The sequence below is a fragment of the Arthrobacter sp. ISL-5 genome (genome assembly GCF_018613835.1).
Taxonomy (GTDB): domain Bacteria; phylum Actinomycetota; class Actinomycetes; order Actinomycetales; family Micrococcaceae; genus Arthrobacter.
Genome location: NZ_JAGGPM010000004.1, coordinates 43,492 through 59,641 on the forward strand (window position 1 = coordinate 43,492; position 16,150 = coordinate 59,641).

Below are 16,150 nucleotides of genomic sequence, written 5' to 3' on the forward strand. Positions count from 1 at the left end.
TGGTCGCTCCTGTACGCCTTCGTATCTTCCCCAAAAGTCCGGCACGCCCGGACTTCTTCACACTAGAACAGTTCAACCGTAACGACTACCTTGGGTATCGTGCGAATAGACATTGTGACTAAAGAATTCCCGCCGGAGATTTATGGTGGCGCGGGCGTCCACGTAGCCGAGCTGAGCCGGGTCCTGGCCAAGCACGTCGACCTGCAGGTGCGTGCTTTCGGTGCGCCCCGGGACGCCGACTACCACGGGGCCGCGGTGACGTCCTACTCCGTACCGGAGGATCTCGGGTCAGCGAACGCCGCGGTCCAGACGCTCGGCGTGGACCTGCGCATCGTTCCGGACATCGCCGGCGCCGATCTGGTGCATTCGCATACCTGGTACGCCAACATGGCCGGGCACCTGGCCTCACTGCTGCACGGCATCCCGCACGTCCTGAGTGCCCACAGCCTGGAGCCGCTGCGCCCGTGGAAAGCGGAGCAGCTCGGCGGCGGCTACGCGCTGTCCTCCTGGGTGGAGAAAACAGCCTATGAGGCGGCCGCTGCCATCATCGCCGTCTCCGAAGGCATGCGCCAGGACATCCTGCGCAGTTACCCCGACGTGGACCCCGCCAAGGTCAAGGTGGTGCACAACGGCATCGACGTCAGCATGTGGAACCGCGATGAGAACCACGACGCCGTGCGCGCCCTCGGCATTGACCCCGACCGCCCCAGCGTCGTGTTCGTGGGACGGAATACTCGGCAGAAGGGTGTTCCCTACCTCCTGCGGGCCGCCGCCAAGCTCCCCGACGACGTCCAGCTTGTGCTGTGCCTCGGCGCGGCGGACACCCCCGAACTGGCCGCGGAGACTACACGGCTGATCGAAGAACTCCAAAGCCAGCGCAGCGGCGTGGTGCTGATTGAGCGGATGCTGCCGCGCAACGAACTCATCCAGGTGCTCAGCCACGCCACCGCCTTCGCGTGCCCGTCCATCTACGAACCGCTCGGCATCGTGAACCTCGAGGCCATGGCCTGCGGCGCCGCCGTGGTTGCCAGCGCCACCGGCGGCATCCCTGAGGTGGTCCAGCATGGCGAAACCGGGCTCCTCGTGGAGATCGAACAGGTCACTGACGGCACCGGCACCCCGCTCGACCCGGAAAAGTTCGTCAGCGACTTTGCGGCTGCCCTGACCGAAGTTGTGTCCGACCCCGAGCGCGCCCGCGCCATGGGCGAGGCCGGCAGGCGACGAGCGGAAGAGCACTTTTCGTGGGAGTCCATCACCGAGACCACCCTCGACGTCTACCGCTCCGTGCTTAAGTAGCGCAGCCCAAATAGTCCAAAAACAAAGCAGTGCCCGACGGCGGCGCCCCCAGAGGTGGGGACGTCACCGTCGGGCTTTAATAGTCGGTGTTGGAACCGAAGGCTACGTGGCGGCGGACTGAACCTTCCGAGCCAGGAGCACCTTCTCATCCACGGGGGCCTGGCCGCTGGCACGCTGCGTGCGGTAGAAGGCCCGCGCCTCGTCCTGCCGCAGCTTCTCCGCGCCCGTGGCAATAGCCGCCCGGAGGTGATCGGGTCCGTATCCGAACGCGTCCACCAGATCCAGCGCATGGGGGCGGATCTTGGTCAGGAGCCGGTTGATGTACTCGCCCACGGTGCGCCCGCGCTGCATGGAGAGCCTGCCGTTCATCAGGTACCAGGACAGGTTCTTCTCGATCAGGGACAATCCGAACAGGTCCCTGAGCCACGTGAGCACAGTCTTGGTTCCCGGATCCTCGACCCGGGCCAGGGCTTCTGTGAACGCTTCCCACTGCAGCAGCTCGGCATGGGCCTGCGCTGCGTCGATCAGTTCGTCCTGATGCCGGTTGAACACGGCAGCTGCCTCGCGCTGGGGGAGTTTGCTGGCGCCCCTGAGGGCGCTGCCGGCCTCTGCGACCATGGTCTGGACGCGGTCGGTCAGCAGGGCGCGCTGGCTCTCCTCTTCCCGCAGCGCGATGGCCGCCTTCTGGGGCAGGCCCGTGTCTGCCACGAACTGTGCGACTCCGCGGAGACCGGTCCGGTGGACGGCGTTCCCTGCCGCCTGGTTCACCACGTACCGGGCCAGGACACCGAAATTGACGCTGCGGAATTCCTTGGCGTAGTCCGCGAGCAGCCGCTTGGCCACCAACTGGAGGAGCACGGTGTTGTCTCCCTCGAAGGTGACGTAGACGTCGAGGTCGGCGCGGAGCGAAGCGAAGCGGTTTTCGATCAGGAACCCGGCGCCGCCACAGGCCTCGCGGCATTCCTGCAGGGTATCGAGGGCATGCCAGGTGCTGAGCGGTTTGAGGGCAGCGGCGAGCGTCTCGAGATCCTGGCGGTCCGCGTCGGAGTCGTGAGCACCGGAGAAGACGTCGTCGAACTTCTGCAGCAGCTGCTCGTGGGCGAAGCCGGCGGCGTAGGTGGTGGCCAGGCGGGTGAAGAGCCTGCGCTGGTGCCGCTGGTAGTCCAGGAGCACTTCTTCCTCCGTGAGCGAGGAAGAGTTGAACTGGCGGCGTTCGGCGGCGTAGGTGATGGCGGTCTTCAGCGCCAGCTTGGAGGCGGCCACGGCAGCGCCGTCGAGGCTTACCCGGCCCTGCACCAGCGTGCCCAGCATGGTGAAGAAACGCCGGCCGGGGCTGGCGATCGGGGAGCTGTAGGTGCCGTCCGCGTCCACGTCACCGTAGCGGTTGAGCAGGTTGGTCCGGGGGATCCGGACGTTGCTGAAGTGCAGGCGTCCGTTGTCGATGCCGTTGAGGCCGCCCTTCACGCCGTCGTCTTCGCCGCCGATGCCAGGCAGGAATTCCTTGGTGGCGGGATCGCGGAGGTCGACGTAGAAGGCGTGGACCCCGTGGTTCACGCCGCGCGTGACCAGCTGGGCGAAAACAACGGCGCCGAGGCCGTCGATGGCGGCGTTGCCGATGTAGTCCTTCCAGGCCGCACGGAAAGGCGTGTTGATGACGAATTCCTGCGTGCCGGCGTCGTAGGTGGCAGTGGTGGCGATGCTGGCGACGTCCGAGCCGTGGCCGGTCTCCGTCATGGCGAAGCAGCCCGGGATGTCCAGGTTCATGATGCCGGGCAGCCACTTGCGGTGGTGCTCCTCGGTGCCCAGGTGCATCACGGCCGAGCCGAAGAGGCCCCACTGCACCCCGGCCTTGATCTGCAGGGACGGGTCGGCGGTGACCAGTTCCTCGAAGCCCGCAATGTTTCCGCCGTGGTCGTCCGAGCCGCCGAGGGCCGCCGGGAAGGCGCGGTGGACGGCGTCGTTGTCCACGAGGTAGCGCAGCTGGCCGAAAGTGCGCTTGCGGTGTTCGGTATGGGTGAGGCCCTCGGTCTTGTGCAGTTCGGGGCGTGCGGCTAGTTCGCGGGCCTGGCGCCGGACGTGCGCCCACTTGCCCAGCAGCTGCTCGCCGAGCGCCGCGACGTCGACGACGGGCTGTCCCGCCGGGGCGGGACGGGAGGAGGTGCCCGTGGGGCGGTCCGCTACTTCAGTCATGTCGTGTCCTTCGTTGGTTCTGACAATTTGAGGGTTACTGAACGTCGTTAAGTTCGGGTGCGATGCCTACACACAGCCAGGCGGTGATCTGGCGGGCCATGGTCTCCTGATCCGGTTTCGCAGGGGAGTCCGGGCTGGCCAGCCATTGTTCGCCCGCATTGCGGACCAGGCCGATCGCCGCGTTCGGCCAGTAGCCGATCACCGCTTCCTTGCCTTCGCCGAGATGCGCGCGCATGGGCCGGGCGATCATGTCCGCGATGGAGTCGAAGAAGTGGCCCAGCGCGCCCGCCGTGGCAATGGCGGTGGGGCCGCCGTCGGGATCCCCCGCTGAATAGCGGGTCACGAAGGTGTAGACGTTGGGGCTTGTCTCGGCCATCTGGAGGTATGCGGAGACCATGGCGAACAGCCCTTCGCGCGGGGTCTTGGCGCTTTGGGCCGCTTCCCGGATGCGGCGCTGCATCTGGCTGAGCACCACTTCACCCACGGCCTGCTGCAGCCCGGCCTTGTCCCCGAAATACCGGTAGAACACCGACTTTGACGTGCCGGCCGCCGTGGCGATGTCCTCCATGGAGGCGTCGCTGCCCAGGGCGTGAACAGCGCGCCGGGCAGACTTGATGAGCTCGCGCCGGCGCTCCTCGCGGTGGGACTGCCACCTGGACGCGCGGCCGTCGACGGCCGCGGGTCCGGACAGGGGGTCTCCATCAGTCTGCCTCGTATTCACGATACCCAGCGTATCAGGTACGCTGGGTATCGATAACAAGCCCGGACCTAAGGAGACACCGCATGTCCATCGACGGACAGTCAGTAAATGGACCCGAGGAGCCCGCTGTTTCGCGGGCCGCTTCATCTGCACAGGCGGTTCACCGCGCCGTGGTGGTGGGTGGTAACAGGATTCCGTTCGCCCGGACGGGCGGGGCCTACACCAAGTCGTCCAACCAGGACATGCTCACGGCCGCCCTTGACGGACTGATCGCCCGCTTCGGGCTGCAGGACGAGCGCATCGGCGAAGTTGCCGCCGGCGCAGTTCTGAAACACTCGCGGGATTTCAACCTGACCCGTGAGGCAGTGCTGGGTTCTGCGCTCTCTGCGGAAACGCCGGCCTATGACCTCCAGCAGGCCTGCGCCACGGGACTGGAAACGGTGCTGGGCCTGGCCAACAAGATCAAGCTCGGGCAGATTGAGTCCGCCATCGCCGGCGGTGTCGACTCGGCCTCCGACGCACCCATCGCCGTCAGCGAGGGACTCCGGGAAGTCCTGCTCGACCTCAGCCGGGCCAAGACGCTGCCGCAGCGCCTGCAGATCCTCGCCCGCCTGCGTCCCAAGGACCTGGCGCCGGACGCACCGAATACAGGCGAGCCACGCACGGGCCTGTCCATGGGGGAGCACCAGGCCCTGACCACCGCCCAGTGGAAGATCACCCGGGAGGCCCAGGACGAGCTGGCATACAACAGCCACCGTAACCTTGCAGCCGCCTATGACACCGGGTTCTTCGATGACCTCCTCACCCCGTACCGCGGGCTCACCAGGGACTCCAACCTCAGGGCCGACACGAGCCTCGACAAGCTGGCGTCTCTGAAGCCGGTCTTCGGCCGCAACCTTGGAGCCGAGGCCACCATGACGGCGGGCAATTCCACACCGCTGACCGACGGCGCTTCCACCGTGCTTCTTGCGTCGGAGGAGTGGGCCGACCAGCACGACCTGCCCAAGCTCGCCACCATCCTGGACGGCGAGGCCGCCGCTGTGGATTTTGTGCACGGCAAGGACGGCCTCCTGATGGCTCCGGCCTTCGCCGTCCCGCGCCTGCTGGCGCGCAACGGCCTGACGCTCGATGACATCGACTATTTCGAGATCCACGAGGCGTTTGCCGGGACGGTGCTGAGCACGCTGGCCGCCTGGGAAGACGAGGAATTCGGACGGACCAGGCTGGGGCTGGACGGAGCGTTTGGGAAGGTGGACCGTTCCAGGCTGAACGTCAACGGTTCGTCGCTGGCGGCAGGCCACCCGTTCGCCGCTACCGGCGGCCGCATCGTGGCGTCGCTCGCCAAGATGCTGCACGAGAAGGGCGCCGCCGACGGGCGTCCCGCCCTCGGCCTGATCTCCATCTGCGCCGCGGGCGGCCAGGGAGTCGTCGCGCTGCTGGAAGCACACTAGGGGATTCTCATGACAGACACTTACACACGGCTGGTCAGCAAGGGCGTCGGCCGGGATGTTGCGAAGAAGCTCGGGCTCCCGCAGCCGGCCTTGCTGCGGCGCTATCAACCCGGCCAACCCCTGGTCAACGGCCCACTGCTGGTTGTGGGTTCGAGCGAGGGAGCGGATGCGATCGCGGCTGCCCTTCTCGCCTGGGACCTGGACGTCCGGCGCCATGCCGTCCCCCAGGAGAAGCTCGGCGGGATCGTGCTGGTCCTCGACGACCTCGAAAAGCCCGGCGACCTTGAGGAACCGGTCCTGAGGGCGGCGCCCTCGTTGCGGGACCTTGCTCCGAACGGACGCGTCGTCACCGTTTCGCGCGTGCCCGACGGCGGCACTCCGGCCGCTGCAGCCGCCCGGCAGGGTGTCGACGGCCTGCTCCGCTCGCTGGCCAAGGAGCTCCGCGCCGGTGCCACGGGCAATGGCATTCTCCTGGCCGCCGGTGTCAGCGCCACCGCCCCGGGAGCGCTGGGAGCGCTCCGGTTCTTCCTTTCCGCGCGGTCAGCGTTCGTGGACGGCCAGTTCGTGCGGGTCGGCTCTTCGGACGGCAAGCTGCCCGACGACGTCGACACACCGCTCTCAGGCAAAGTCGCCGTCGTGACGGGTGCCGCGCGCGGGATCGGTGCGGCTATTGCCCGGACGCTCCACCGCGACGGCGCCACGGTGGTGGCGGTCGACATTCCGGCCGCAGGGGATCACCTGGCCGAGGTTGCCAATGAGGTCAGGGGAACAGCCCTGCAACTGGACATCAGCCGGGATGATGCCGGCGCCAGGATCATCGACCACGCTGTCGGACGCCACGGGCGCCTGGACATAGTGGTCCATAACGCGGGCATCACCCGCGACAAGCTGCTCGTTAACATGGACCACTCCCGCTGGAGCTCTGTGATCGACGTGAACATCGCCGCCCAACTCCGCATCAACGACGCCCTCCTGGCTTCCGAGCACTTCCGTTCGTCGCCGCGCATCGTGTCCGTTGCTTCAACCAGCGGTATTGCAGGCAACCGGGGCCAGACGAATTATGCGGCCTCCAAGGGCGGGGTGATGGGCATGGTTAGGGCCACAGCGCCGTTGTTGGCCAGGCACGGCGGTTCGATCAATGCAGTGGCGCCCGGCTTCATCGAAACGGAGATGACCGCCCGCATACCGTTTGCCACGCGTGAGATCGCACGGCGGCTGAATTCCCTCCAGCAGGGCGGGCGCCCCCAGGATGTTGCCGAGGCCATTGCGTTCCTCGCCAGCGACGCCGCCGGCGGCATTTCCGGAGAGGTCCTTCGGGTGTGCGGACAAAACATGGTGGGAGCATGAGCAGCGCCCAGCCCGTCATCCTGGGAGAAATGCCGTCCCTCTCGAAGCTGTACGTGAATGCGGCCGCCACGGCTGCCCGGCGCAGGATCCTTGGTTCCCACAACAGCACCGCCCTGCCCTTGGCAAGCCATGAAGTCAGGGGAGTCCTGGCCGACGTCGGGAATCTCACGGCCTACCAGCACCTCCTGGGTGAGAGTGCCAGCGACGTGCTGCCGGCCGGTTTCATCCACGCGCTGGCGTTCCCGGTGGCCATGAGCGTCATGAACCGTGACGACTTTCCGTTGCCGCTCCTGGGAATGATCCATCTGCGCAATGTGGTTGAGCACCGCAGTCCGGTGAGGTTTAACGAACCGGTGGATATCACGGCCTGGACTGAAAACCTTCGGGCCCACCGCGCCGGAACTCAGCTGGACATCGTGGCCGAGGTCCGCGGGGCCGGCGAAGGCACGGTTCGCTGGCGCGGCGTCTCGACGTATCTGGCGAAGGGTGTTTTCCTACCCGGAATCGACAAGGCCGCGGCCGCCGCGCAGCCTGCGGTGTTCAAGGCTCCGGATCCCACCGCGATCTGGCAGCTCGGGGTCGACGTGGGGCGTGCTTATGCTGCAGTTTCAGGAGACTTCAATCCCATCCACCTCAGTGTGCTTTCCGCCAAGGCCCTGGGTCTGCGCCGTTCAATTGCGCACGGCATGTACCTTGCGGCCAGGGCGCTGGCGGACGTCGGCTCCGCCAAGGGCGAGGCTTTCCGCTGGGAGGTCAGTTTCGAGGCGCCGGTGTTCCTTCCCGCGAGGGTGGCGTTGGACATTTCCACCGTGCAGGCGGATGGCGGTGCTTGGGTGCGTTCCGACTACGTGGCCTGGAGCCCACGGTCCGGCCGGAAGCACTTCAGCGGATCCGTGACGGCGCTGTAGCGCCGTCCGTGGCCGGGCAGGCTCACCGGCCGTCTGTACGGGCAACGCGCAGTATCCGGTGCAGGCTCAGCAGGATGGATTCCCCGGCGCTGGGTGCGTCTGCGTCGACGTCCTCGGATGTGATGCGCACTTCGAGGGCATCGACCGCAGCGTGAGCCGCGCTCAGCAGCTCGGCCTGACGGCCCGCGTCGTCCTCTTCTGCCGAGCGGAGCACCTCACTGACTGCCGCCAGGGCTTCCGCAAGCGGCTCGCTGTACGGCAGCGGGATGGTGAAGGGCATGTCCTCGCTCCAGATCACGTCCGTCAGCACCTCGGTCATGTCCTGGATGTGGAAGGTGACGCGCTCCAGGTCCCTGACGTTGCGGTAGTCCAGGTTCACATCGCGGGGATGGAAACGGCGGCGGGGGTTGGCCTCCCTGCTGGCATCGGCTTTCTCGACGGCGGCGCGCACGGACCTGGCCGATCCGGCCAGTTCTTCGGACCTGCGGGACCACTCCTGGTGCTCCGGCGGCCATTTTTCGTGCACCGCCTCTCCCATGTCTGACAGTTGGCGGGCCAGTGCGAGGCGGAGTTCAGCGAGGCTCAGTGCGGCCGCGTTGAAGTGGAGGGGCGGGAATACGAGCATGTTCACCACGATGCCCACCGCCACCCCCACGCCCATCTGGAGCAGGTATCCGAACGAGAAGTCGTCCGGGTTGTGTCCGCCCACGAGCAGGACCAACAGCGCCGCCGTCGGGATCCAGTCCCGGCCGGCGCCCAGACGCGGGAGCCCGGCGAGCAGGACACCGAGTGCCATCACAACGCCCACGGTGAGGGGACTGGCACCGAAGCTGATGAGGAGGAATGCAAGGCCGATGCCCGCCGCCAGTCCCACGAGCGTTTGCAGGCCTTGCCGCATGGAGCCGGCGACGTTCTCGTACATGGCCACCAGCGCACCGAGTGGGGCATAGTACGGATACTGCGCCGCAGCGCCCGGCATCAGGGGAGCGATCAGGAACGCGAGGCCCGCTGCCAGGCCCGCCTTGGCGGCCAATTGCAGCCGCGGTGCGGCAAGGGCACGGGCCGCGCCTACTGCCGTGGCCCGCCAGATTTTCCGGGGGAGCGGCTCCCGGGCCGTTGTGTCCTGCTTCGAGGTGCTCATCGGGCCCCACATTAGGGCCGCCGCCCGGGTGGGACAAGTGGACTAACCCTCAACGCCCGGCACAGGGTGAGCCCCCGGCGCGGGAAGCTGCGTTCAGGCGGCTCCGTGGCCCGGGGCCACTTCTTCCCCTGTTTTGACGGCGCCGGGAGGGGTGCCCTGTCCGAAGGGCTGCCCGCCCAAGGCTTCGCGGCCGTGCGGAGCCTGCCATCCGGACAGATCCGGTCCCGCCGGGACGATTCCGGTGGGATTAATGTCCTCGTGGACGATGTAGTAGTGCTGTTTGATCTGCACGAAGTCGGTGGTGTCCCCGAATCCGGGCGTCTGGAACAGATCGCGGGCGTAGGCCCACAGGACGGGCATCTCGCTGAGCCTGTTCCGGTTGCACTTGAAATGGCCGTGGTACACGGCATCGAATCGTGCCAGCGTCGTGAAGAGCCGGACATCAGCCTCGGTGATCGAGTCGCCGACGAGAAACCGGCGGGTGCTCAGCCTTTCCTCCAGCCAGTCCATGGCCGTCCACAGGCGGCTGTAGGCGGCGTCGTAGGCCTCCTGGGAGCCGGCGAAACCGCAGCGGTACACGCCGTTGTTGACCTCCGTGAAGACGCGCCTGTTGACGGTGTCGATCTCCTCGCGCAGTTGTTCCGGATACAGCTGCGGGGCACCGGGGCGGTGGAATTCCGTCCACTCGGTGGAAAAATCCAGCGTGATCCACGGAAAGTCGTTGGTGACCACCGCTCCGCTGGCGATGTCCACCATCGCGGGCACGGTGATGCCGCGGGGGTAATCCGGGAACCGGCGGAAGTACGCTTCCTGCACGCGCTCGATTTCCAGCACGGGGTCCATGCCGTCCGGATCCAGGTCGAACGTCCAGGAACGGGCATCGTGGGTGGGGCCGGGCTGGCCCAGCGAGATGACGCCTTCGAGGCCCAGAAGCCTTCGGACAACGACTGCCCGGTTTGCCCACGGGCAGGCACGCGCGGCTATCAAACGGTAGCGGCCGGGAGCCACGGGCCAGCCAGGCTCGCCTGGCTTCTCGGTCATTGACCCAGCCTATGTCGCCGCGGCGAGAACCTTCGAGATCGGCTGCCACGCCACTAACCAGGAGGCTCCCACCAGCATGGCGAAGAGCGCGATCCAGACGCCCGAGGGCACCGCGGTGGCACGGAAGAGGATGTAGGCGTCAGAGGTCCGCAACTGGTCGCGGCGGCGGAGGTGAACATTGGTCAGCTTGGCCAGGTCACGGACTGCGGCCACGAGGAGCGCCAGCCCCAGGATGATGGCCACATGCCCGGTAAAGGCAGCGGGGACGGCGATGATCATGGCGGCCGACGCGACTACCGCCGCCAGGAGGATGAATACCCCGGCCACGTTGCGGATGAACATCAGGGATGCCAGCAGTATCAGGAGCCCGGCGGACATGGCAGCGGGCCCCCACCCGGTGAACCCGGACCAGACAAGGGCTGCGCCCGTCATGCCGGGAACGGGGTAACCCCAAAACCCCGACCACACCGCGGCGAATCGGCCGCGGGTGTAAGAGGTGGTGGTCCCGGAATGATTCAGTCGCAGCTGGATGCCGCCGAGCCGCTGGCCGCTCGTCAGTGCGCCAAACGCGTGCCCCAGCTCGTGGGTTACGGTCGCGAACAGTCCGAAGTACCGCCAGGTGGCGCGCGGGACCGAGAGGATCACGGCAATCACCACCACGGCCAGGAGTTCGGTGACGGTTACCGCCGGAATCTCGGACTGGGCGAAGCCGGAGGCTACGCGGTCCCACCATTGTTGCGGGAGGGACGGTGTGGCTGCTTCGAAGTAAACCATAGGGTTCTAGGCTACCGCCGGACTACTTCAGGTTGAGTCGTCCTGGCTTGAGCCCGGCCGCTTTCAGGGCGGTCAATGCCTGTGCCACTCCTGCTGCGGTTCCGCCGTGGGGGTGGTTGGCATGGGCAATGATGATGTCCCCGGGCCTGGCCGCGGCGACTTCGCCAAGAACAACCGGAGCAGGGTAGGTAGCACCGCCGTCGCCGTTGATGCTGAAGGACACAGGGATCAGCCCGAGTTCCCTGACGATGGCCGCGGAGGCCTCGTCGAGGTAGGCGGTTCCGGGGCGGAAGTACCGGACCGGCTTCCCGGTGAGCTTGTACAGTGCAGCCTGGTTGACCATGACTTCGTCGTAGACCTCCGCCGGGCTGGCGGTGCCTTGGATTCCGTAGGCGCTGCCGCCGGAAACCGAGAGCGGAATATGTTTGGTGCCGTGGTTGCCGATCTCGAAAAGAGGGTTGTCGGCCAGTGACTTGGCGGCTTTGGGATTTGCCTGGATCCACCGGAAATTGAGGAAGAACGTGGCCCGGGTCCGCGTGCGTTGAAGCGTGTCGATGAGTTCCTGGTCCACGCCGTTCCCGCCCGGCCCGCCACAGCAGTCAAAGGTCAGGGCGATCCTGCGGCCGCCGCCCGCGAGGTTCGTGGCAGTCCCCGGCACATAGAGGCCCCACGTCCCCGGCGCTTTGCCCGTGAACTCAGCCACGATGCGGTCCTTGGCCGGCGCCGCGGGCAACCGGGTGGCAGCCGGAGACGAGGGGCGCAGCGGCTCAGGCAGGGGCGCAGCCCCTGGCCCGGGCGCCGCAGTTGGCAGCGTGGTCTTAACGGCAGTCGAAATCGTCACCACCGGTTTCGAAGGTACGCCTGTCGCCGTCGAGGCCGGCGATGCCACTGTGCTTCCGGCGCCTTCGCTTCGGGTCGCAGTCCCGCAGCCGTTGAGGGCCACGGCTACTGACGCGAGAGTGAAAAGCCGACGGCCTATTTTCGCGTTCCGACGATTTCGGCCGTGCTGTTCCATGTGTTCATTCCTCCCCAGAGTGGGGGAGCGGCCCCCAAACCTTGACAACCATAACCGGAATCTTCTGCCCTTCTGGCTGCGGCATGCGGGTGGGACCCAGAGTGGTGGTCAGCCGTTTTCCGGAGACGTGGCTGCCGAGGCGCGGGTCCTAGTGAGAACCCGTGAAGAGGTTCACCATTGAAGTATCAAGAACTACCGAAAGGACGAAGTCATGAGCACCATGAAGGAACGCCTGCACGCTGACGTCGTTGCCCACATTAAGGACGGCAACCGGGTGGCGCTCACCACGGTGCGCAATGTCCTGGGCGAGATCGAAACGCGCGAGAAGTCAGGCAAGGCACCGATCGAACTGGACGATTCCCAGGTGACTGCCCTCCTGCAGAAGGAAGCGGCACAGCGCCATGACACCGCCCGCGTCTACAAGGACGCCGGCCAGGAGGATCGTGCCGCCGCTGAACTGGCAGAAGCCGAGGTCATCCAGGCGTACCTGCCACAGCCGTTGACCACAGCCGAGGTGGAAACCATCGTGGACCAGGTTATAGAAGCCCTGAACGCCGACGGCGTGGAGCTGTCCGTCCGGCACATGGGCGAAGTGATGAAGCCGGTCACCGCCAGGGTTGCCGGACGCTTCGACGGCAAAGCAGTCAGCGAGATGGTCCGCAGCCGCCTCGCGTAGCCCGGAGCGTTCGGCCCGGCCGGGTCTGGACCGTACTCGCCGCGGGGGATAGCTTCGGGGAATGAAGAGGCTTGCGTGTCTTGCAGCGATCGGGCTGGTGGTGTTCGCGGCCACGGGTTGCGGGCTGGTGCCCGGTGCGGGCACGGCGGTCTGTGTTGACTGGGTCTGGTTTGAGACTCCTCAGGCGCAGTTTGACGAGGCCAAGCTGGTGGTTATCGGGAAGCCTGTTCGCCGTGACGGGGAAACAGCAATCTATGGCTACGCTGGCCAGGCCCACGTGGTGGAAGTGGAGTCGGTGTTGAAGGGTCGGCCGGGACCCGGCCCCCTGCGCATAGTCTCGATGCCGCCGACCTGTACCGGCGGCGAAGTGTATCCGGACGGCGACCCGCTGGACACGACGCGGCGGGTCCTCATCTACGCCACGGAACACAATGACCAATGGTTCACGATGACACCGGCCCAAGGCGTGGTCCTGTTCGACCGCGGAGCCCGTCTTCCCTTCAAACCCGGCCCGTGACCGCCGCTGGCAGGCAGGAATCGCGGCTACGAATGGAGGGCGCGAAGGGCCCCGCGAAGCGCAAACCCCGCTGCGCACACCACCGGAACGAGGCTTGCCAATAGGGCAACCGTGTTGGGCCGGAACACCGGGCGGCCTCCGCTGCCGCGGCTGTAAACGCCGAGCGGGAAAACCACTCCGCCGCCGCCTCCGCCCGAAGCGCCCCCGCCATCGGGTTCGGCATCGCTGCCGCCACCGAACCCGAAGGAAACCAGGGCGACCGGCACGAACTCCTCGCCGTCGTCGAACTTGACCGGAGGGCCATAGGCCCTCATCACGCCCACGTTCTTGAACGCCTCCACCAGGGATGAATACGAATCAGCCATGTCTTCACCTTAGGCGGAGTGGCTGTCAGGGCTCCAGCAGTTAAGAGGGTCGACTTGGCGCCTGTAATAAAGAATAGCCGCTAATAAGGAGTAACCGGCGCGGGGTGGCTTCGGTGCCGGTCAACGGGATGTGGCGCAGTTGGGCAGGTTCAAACCCTGCCATCTCGACGGTGCGGGCCGGAAACGGCAGAGAACAACCTGAATCAGTGCGCTGGCCGTGTTGGGCGCATGGCTCTTCCGAGTCATACCAGTGGTTCAGGTGGCCCGCACTTCGTGTCCGGCGCCCGCACGGTCTGCAGGTGTACAAGGCAGTGCCGGGAGTGCATCCTCACGGATGAGGTCCCGGCACTTGGCGTCTGATGCCAGCCGCGACCTACTACTCCACCGTGAGCACCAGCTTGGGTGCGACCGTGCTGCCGGCCTCCTTGGAGTTGAGGTCCAGGCCGTCGGTGCTGCTGGTGTCCAAGCCCAGTGAGAGCTGTTGGCCGAGCTCACCGGTCAGGCCGCTGACCGTCAGCGGAACGCTGTAGGTGGTGTTCGTCGTTGTCGGGCCGAGCGTGCCGATGCTGGTGCCGAGCGCCGGACGGCTGCTGTATGTGATCCCACCCTCGGTCCAGCTGTCACTAGCGACCAGCTTGACGTTCTGCGTACGCGTCGATCCATTCCCGGCGCTACGCAGCTGCAACGTCGCACTCTGCAGCGTCCTACCCGCATACGCCGACAGGTCGAACTTCAAGTACGCGACCTCCACCGGGTCGTTGTCCACACCCAACGTGGTACTCGTGCCATAGTTCGTCCCCGTCGCCCCGCTCGACACATAGCTGTCAGCGGTGGCCGTGAGCGTGACGGTCTCCGACGTGCCGCCGCCCGCGGAAGCCGTGGTGAAGGTCCACGTCTTGTCCGACGCCAACGCGTTACCGGCAACATCCTTCACCCCACCGGAGCCGCCCCTGATCGTCGCCGTGTATGTCGTACCCGCCGCCAGATCCGCACCCGGGTTCAACGTCGCCACCTTGTCCGTGCTGTTGTACGTCACAGCGGCCGGCACCGTCGTCGTCCCCGCCGCCTTCAACGTGAACGTGTCCGACGTGACCGTCGACGCATCCATCGCCTCCGAGAACCACCCCGTCACATTCGCCGTCCCCGCTACACCAGTCGCGCCAGGAGCCGGAGACGTACCCGTCACCATCGGAGCCGTCGTATCACCACCACCTCCGCCGCCCCCGCTGGGGTCGTAAAAGTGCCAGTACCGGCTTGTGGCGTTCACATCGGCGAGCACCAGCAGACCGCTGTTGGCCGTGCTCCGCGCCGCACTGTTGAGGTTCTGCTTCGTCGACGTCACGTTGTGGACATACTGGTCGGCGTCGACGATACGAGCCGTCTTCGCGGTGGTGAAGCTGATGTTGTCCAGCGGCGCGGACTTCTCGTAGATCGCACCCCCGAGCTAGTGCAGGCACCAGCGTTCGTCGTGCCACTGGGCTTCGGATAGCTAGCGAAGGTACGCAGCCTCTGCGTGCTCTCATCAATCAGGACGATCACCCGGTTCGGGCACTCCGACACAGTGGCGATCGTGTGCGCCGACCACGTCGTGCCACTCAATGCCAACAGCTGGATCAGCGGCTGAGACGCCGAGGTGAACGACGTCTTAACAGCGGCGAAAACCCGGCCACCCGAGGAGTCCAGCCACTTCAAGTTCATGTGGTCATCACCGCTGCGCTGCCCCGACACCGCCGCCACAGGAGCCGTCCAGTCGGTGTTCGACGTTCCATCGACGTGATGGCTCCAGTACATGCCGTCGGTGGAGTCACCGACCTGCCGGCTCCACATCACACCGATCTTGCCGGGCCCGAACGCGGTCACAGCCGACGTGTCGTCCACAGACACGTTGCTTAACGATGCAGGATGCGGGAACGGCGTCCCCCACGTCTTGCCATCCGTGCCAGTGACGTTCAGATAGATCCGGTTCCCCTGCTGCCACGCGGCCCACACCCGGCCAGTCGAGTCCTTATCGATGGTCAGGGTCTCAACGCGGTAGTTGTTGATGTTTTCAGAACTCTGCAGCGAGTACGCCTTAGTACTCGAGTCGTAGCTGAAACGCCGCATCGTCGTCGCGAAGTTCGGCTCAGCCGGCAGACCGTCGTTGACGAACCGATAGCTCGCCACATACAACGTCGTCCCGTCCCACAACACGTCATGATGGGTGCTCGCCCGCGTGTCCGTCGCCACACCCGTATCGACCCACGAACTCGTCGCGGCATTGAACCGGAAGATATGAAAATCCGAGCTGGCAGTGTCCCACAGGTTCCCCCACCAGGCCCCGTCGTTGAACCACAACGCACTCGTGGCCCGCTTCGTACCCGTCGGCGACCCCGTCCCCGAATGCGACGGACCCTCAACCCCAACATCACCCGCAGCAGCCGACGCCGCAACCGGCGCCACCAGAACACCCACCGCCAGCAGCAGCGCTGTCAACAGTGCATGGAGCCGCAGATTCCGCGACCCGCGAAGACGAAGACCAGCCTGGCGACGACCTCCCCGCTTGACGCCAAGCCAGGAAGTCCTGCGACCTCTACCACGACCGCCCATGTAGTCCAGCATCGTTGCTCCCCGGAGTTGAACGTCGATCCCCAGGTGCTTACAGTGTCAATTGCTGAAGCATCAAAAGCAAACCCCCGCGTTGAGTCTCTAAGATGCCCGCGTTGCGGTATTCGAAGAATCATTTGAGAACC

At 66.2% G+C, this 16,150-nt stretch carries 15 protein-coding genes; 6 read left to right on the forward strand and 9 right to left on the reverse strand.

Annotated elements, in window-relative coordinates; translation table 11 throughout:
- Positions 1–99: 99 nt before the first annotated feature.
- Complete coding sequence (gene glgA / locus J7I89_RS01735) at positions 100–1,296, forward strand: glycogen synthase (protein ID WP_214966715.1); 1,197 nt, start codon at positions 100–102, stop codon at positions 1,294–1,296.
- A gap of 102 nt (positions 1,297–1,398) precedes the next feature.
- On the opposite strand, the gene J7I89_RS01740 is transcribed toward glgA, so the two are convergent.
- Together J7I89_RS01740 and J7I89_RS01745 are read right to left on the reverse strand one after the other, a co-directional pair.
- Entirely contained in the window at positions 1,399–3,486 is a 2,088-nt protein-coding gene (locus J7I89_RS01740; RefSeq protein ID WP_214966717.1) for an acyl-CoA dehydrogenase, read from the reverse strand.
- A 34-nt stretch (positions 3,487–3,520) separates the two neighbouring features.
- The gene (locus J7I89_RS01745; protein ID WP_308159781.1) at positions 3,521–4,207 is read right to left on the reverse strand and encodes a TetR/AcrR family transcriptional regulator; all 687 of its coding nucleotides are present in this window, start codon (positions 4,205–4,207) and stop codon (positions 3,521–3,523) included.
- 62 nt (positions 4,208–4,269) lie between these two features.
- Between J7I89_RS01745 and J7I89_RS01750 the strand changes: the two genes are divergently transcribed.
- The 3 genes from J7I89_RS01750 to J7I89_RS01760 are packed head-to-tail and all read left to right on the forward strand — an operon-like array spanning position 4,270 to position 7,892.
- On the forward strand, positions 4,270–5,637 hold the full coding sequence (locus tag J7I89_RS01750; RefSeq protein WP_214966721.1) for an acetyl-CoA C-acetyltransferase: 1,368 nt from the start codon (positions 4,270–4,272) through the stop codon (positions 5,635–5,637).
- A gap of 9 nt (positions 5,638–5,646) precedes the next feature.
- A complete protein-coding gene (locus J7I89_RS01755) occupies positions 5,647–6,984 on the forward strand; it encodes a 3-oxoacyl-ACP reductase (protein ID WP_214966723.1) in 1,338 nt (445 codons plus the stop codon).
- Positions 6,981–7,892 (forward strand): MaoC/PaaZ C-terminal domain-containing protein, encoded by a 912-nt coding sequence (locus tag J7I89_RS01760; protein ID WP_214966725.1) that lies wholly within the window; start codon positions 6,981–6,983, stop codon positions 7,890–7,892. Before J7I89_RS01755 ends, J7I89_RS01760 begins: the two co-directional genes overlap by 4 nt.
- Positions 7,893–7,914: 22 nt before the next feature.
- On the opposite strand, the gene J7I89_RS01765 is transcribed toward J7I89_RS01760, so the two are convergent.
- The 4 genes from J7I89_RS01765 to J7I89_RS01780 all read right to left on the reverse strand — a co-directional run bounded on the left by J7I89_RS01765 (position 7,915) and on the right by J7I89_RS01780 (position 11,689).
- Positions 7,915–9,033: an aromatic acid exporter family protein gene (locus J7I89_RS01765; RefSeq protein ID WP_214966727.1), complete on the reverse strand. Its 1,119-nt coding sequence runs from the start codon at positions 9,031–9,033 to the stop codon at positions 7,915–7,917.
- Positions 9,034–9,126: 93 nt separating this feature from the next.
- Positions 9,127–10,074 (reverse strand): glutathione S-transferase family protein, encoded by a 948-nt coding sequence (locus J7I89_RS01770; protein ID WP_214966729.1) that lies wholly within the window; start codon positions 10,072–10,074, stop codon positions 9,127–9,129.
- Positions 10,075–10,083: 9 nt separating this feature from the next.
- Positions 10,084–10,848 (reverse strand): M50 family metallopeptidase, encoded by a 765-nt coding sequence (locus J7I89_RS01775; RefSeq protein WP_214966730.1) that lies wholly within the window; start codon positions 10,846–10,848, stop codon positions 10,084–10,086.
- A gap of 22 nt (positions 10,849–10,870) precedes the next feature.
- Positions 10,871–11,689 carry a polysaccharide deacetylase family protein gene (locus tag J7I89_RS01780; RefSeq protein ID WP_308159782.1) on the reverse strand — a complete coding sequence of 273 codons (819 nt, stop codon included), beginning with the start codon at positions 11,687–11,689 and terminating at the stop codon, positions 10,871–10,873.
- A 385-nt stretch (positions 11,690–12,074) separates the two neighbouring features.
- Between J7I89_RS01780 and J7I89_RS01785 the strand changes: the two genes are divergently transcribed.
- Together J7I89_RS01785 and J7I89_RS01790 are read left to right on the forward strand one after the other, a co-directional pair.
- A complete protein-coding gene (locus tag J7I89_RS01785; protein WP_214966734.1) occupies positions 12,075–12,539 on the forward strand; it encodes a GatB/YqeY domain-containing protein in 465 nt (154 codons plus the stop codon).
- A gap of 61 nt (positions 12,540–12,600) precedes the next feature.
- Positions 12,601–13,056, forward strand: a complete 456-nt coding sequence (locus tag J7I89_RS01790) for a hypothetical protein (RefSeq protein WP_214966736.1) — start codon at positions 12,601–12,603, stop codon at positions 13,054–13,056.
- A 26-nt stretch (positions 13,057–13,082) separates the two neighbouring features.
- Here J7I89_RS01790 and J7I89_RS01795 read toward each other — a convergent pair whose 3' ends face one another.
- The 3 genes from J7I89_RS01795 to J7I89_RS24925 all read right to left on the reverse strand — a co-directional run bounded on the left by J7I89_RS01795 (position 13,083) and on the right by J7I89_RS24925 (position 15,893).
- Positions 13,083–13,421 carry a hypothetical protein gene (locus tag J7I89_RS01795; protein ID WP_214966738.1) on the reverse strand — a complete coding sequence of 113 codons (339 nt, stop codon included), beginning with the start codon at positions 13,419–13,421 and terminating at the stop codon, positions 13,083–13,085.
- Positions 13,422–13,797: 376 nt separating this feature from the next.
- Positions 13,798–14,763 (reverse strand): Ig-like domain-containing protein, encoded by a 966-nt coding sequence (locus tag J7I89_RS24920; RefSeq protein ID WP_308159783.1) that lies wholly within the window; start codon positions 14,761–14,763, stop codon positions 13,798–13,800.
- Complete coding sequence (locus J7I89_RS24925; protein ID WP_251044776.1) at positions 14,760–15,893, reverse strand: hypothetical protein; 1,134 nt, start codon at positions 15,891–15,893, stop codon at positions 14,760–14,762. Before J7I89_RS24925 ends, J7I89_RS24920 begins: the two co-directional genes overlap by 4 nt.
- Between the last annotated feature and the right edge of the window lie 257 nt (positions 15,894–16,150).

Excerpts from the sequence above, each read along its gene's own strand:
- J7I89_RS01740 (WP_214966717.1), bottom strand. The coding sequence starts at position 3,486 with ATGACTGAAGTAGCGGACCGCCCCACGGGCACCTCCTCCCGTCCCGCC.
- J7I89_RS01750 (WP_214966721.1), top strand. The coding sequence starts at position 4,270 with ATGTCCATCGACGGACAGTCAGTAAATGGACCCGAGGAGCCCGCTGTT.
- J7I89_RS01755 (WP_214966723.1), top strand. The coding sequence starts at position 5,647 with ATGACAGACACTTACACACGGCTGGTCAGCAAGGGCGTCGGCCGGGAT.
- J7I89_RS01760 (WP_214966725.1), top strand. The coding sequence starts at position 6,981 with ATGAGCAGCGCCCAGCCCGTCATCCTGGGAGAAATGCCGTCCCTCTCG.
- J7I89_RS01765 (WP_214966727.1), bottom strand. The coding sequence starts at position 9,033 with ATGAGCACCTCGAAGCAGGACACAACGGCCCGGGAGCCGCTCCCCCGG.
- J7I89_RS01770 (WP_214966729.1), bottom strand. The coding sequence starts at position 10,074 with ATGACCGAGAAGCCAGGCGAGCCTGGCTGGCCCGTGGCTCCCGGCCGC.
- J7I89_RS01775 (WP_214966730.1), bottom strand. The coding sequence starts at position 10,848 with ATGGTTTACTTCGAAGCAGCCACACCGTCCCTCCCGCAACAATGGTGG.
- J7I89_RS01785 (WP_214966734.1), top strand. The coding sequence starts at position 12,075 with ATGAGCACCATGAAGGAACGCCTGCACGCTGACGTCGTTGCCCACATT.
- J7I89_RS01790 (WP_214966736.1), top strand. The coding sequence starts at position 12,601 with ATGAAGAGGCTTGCGTGTCTTGCAGCGATCGGGCTGGTGGTGTTCGCG.
- J7I89_RS01795 (WP_214966738.1), bottom strand. The coding sequence starts at position 13,421 with ATGGCTGATTCGTATTCATCCCTGGTGGAGGCGTTCAAGAACGTGGGC.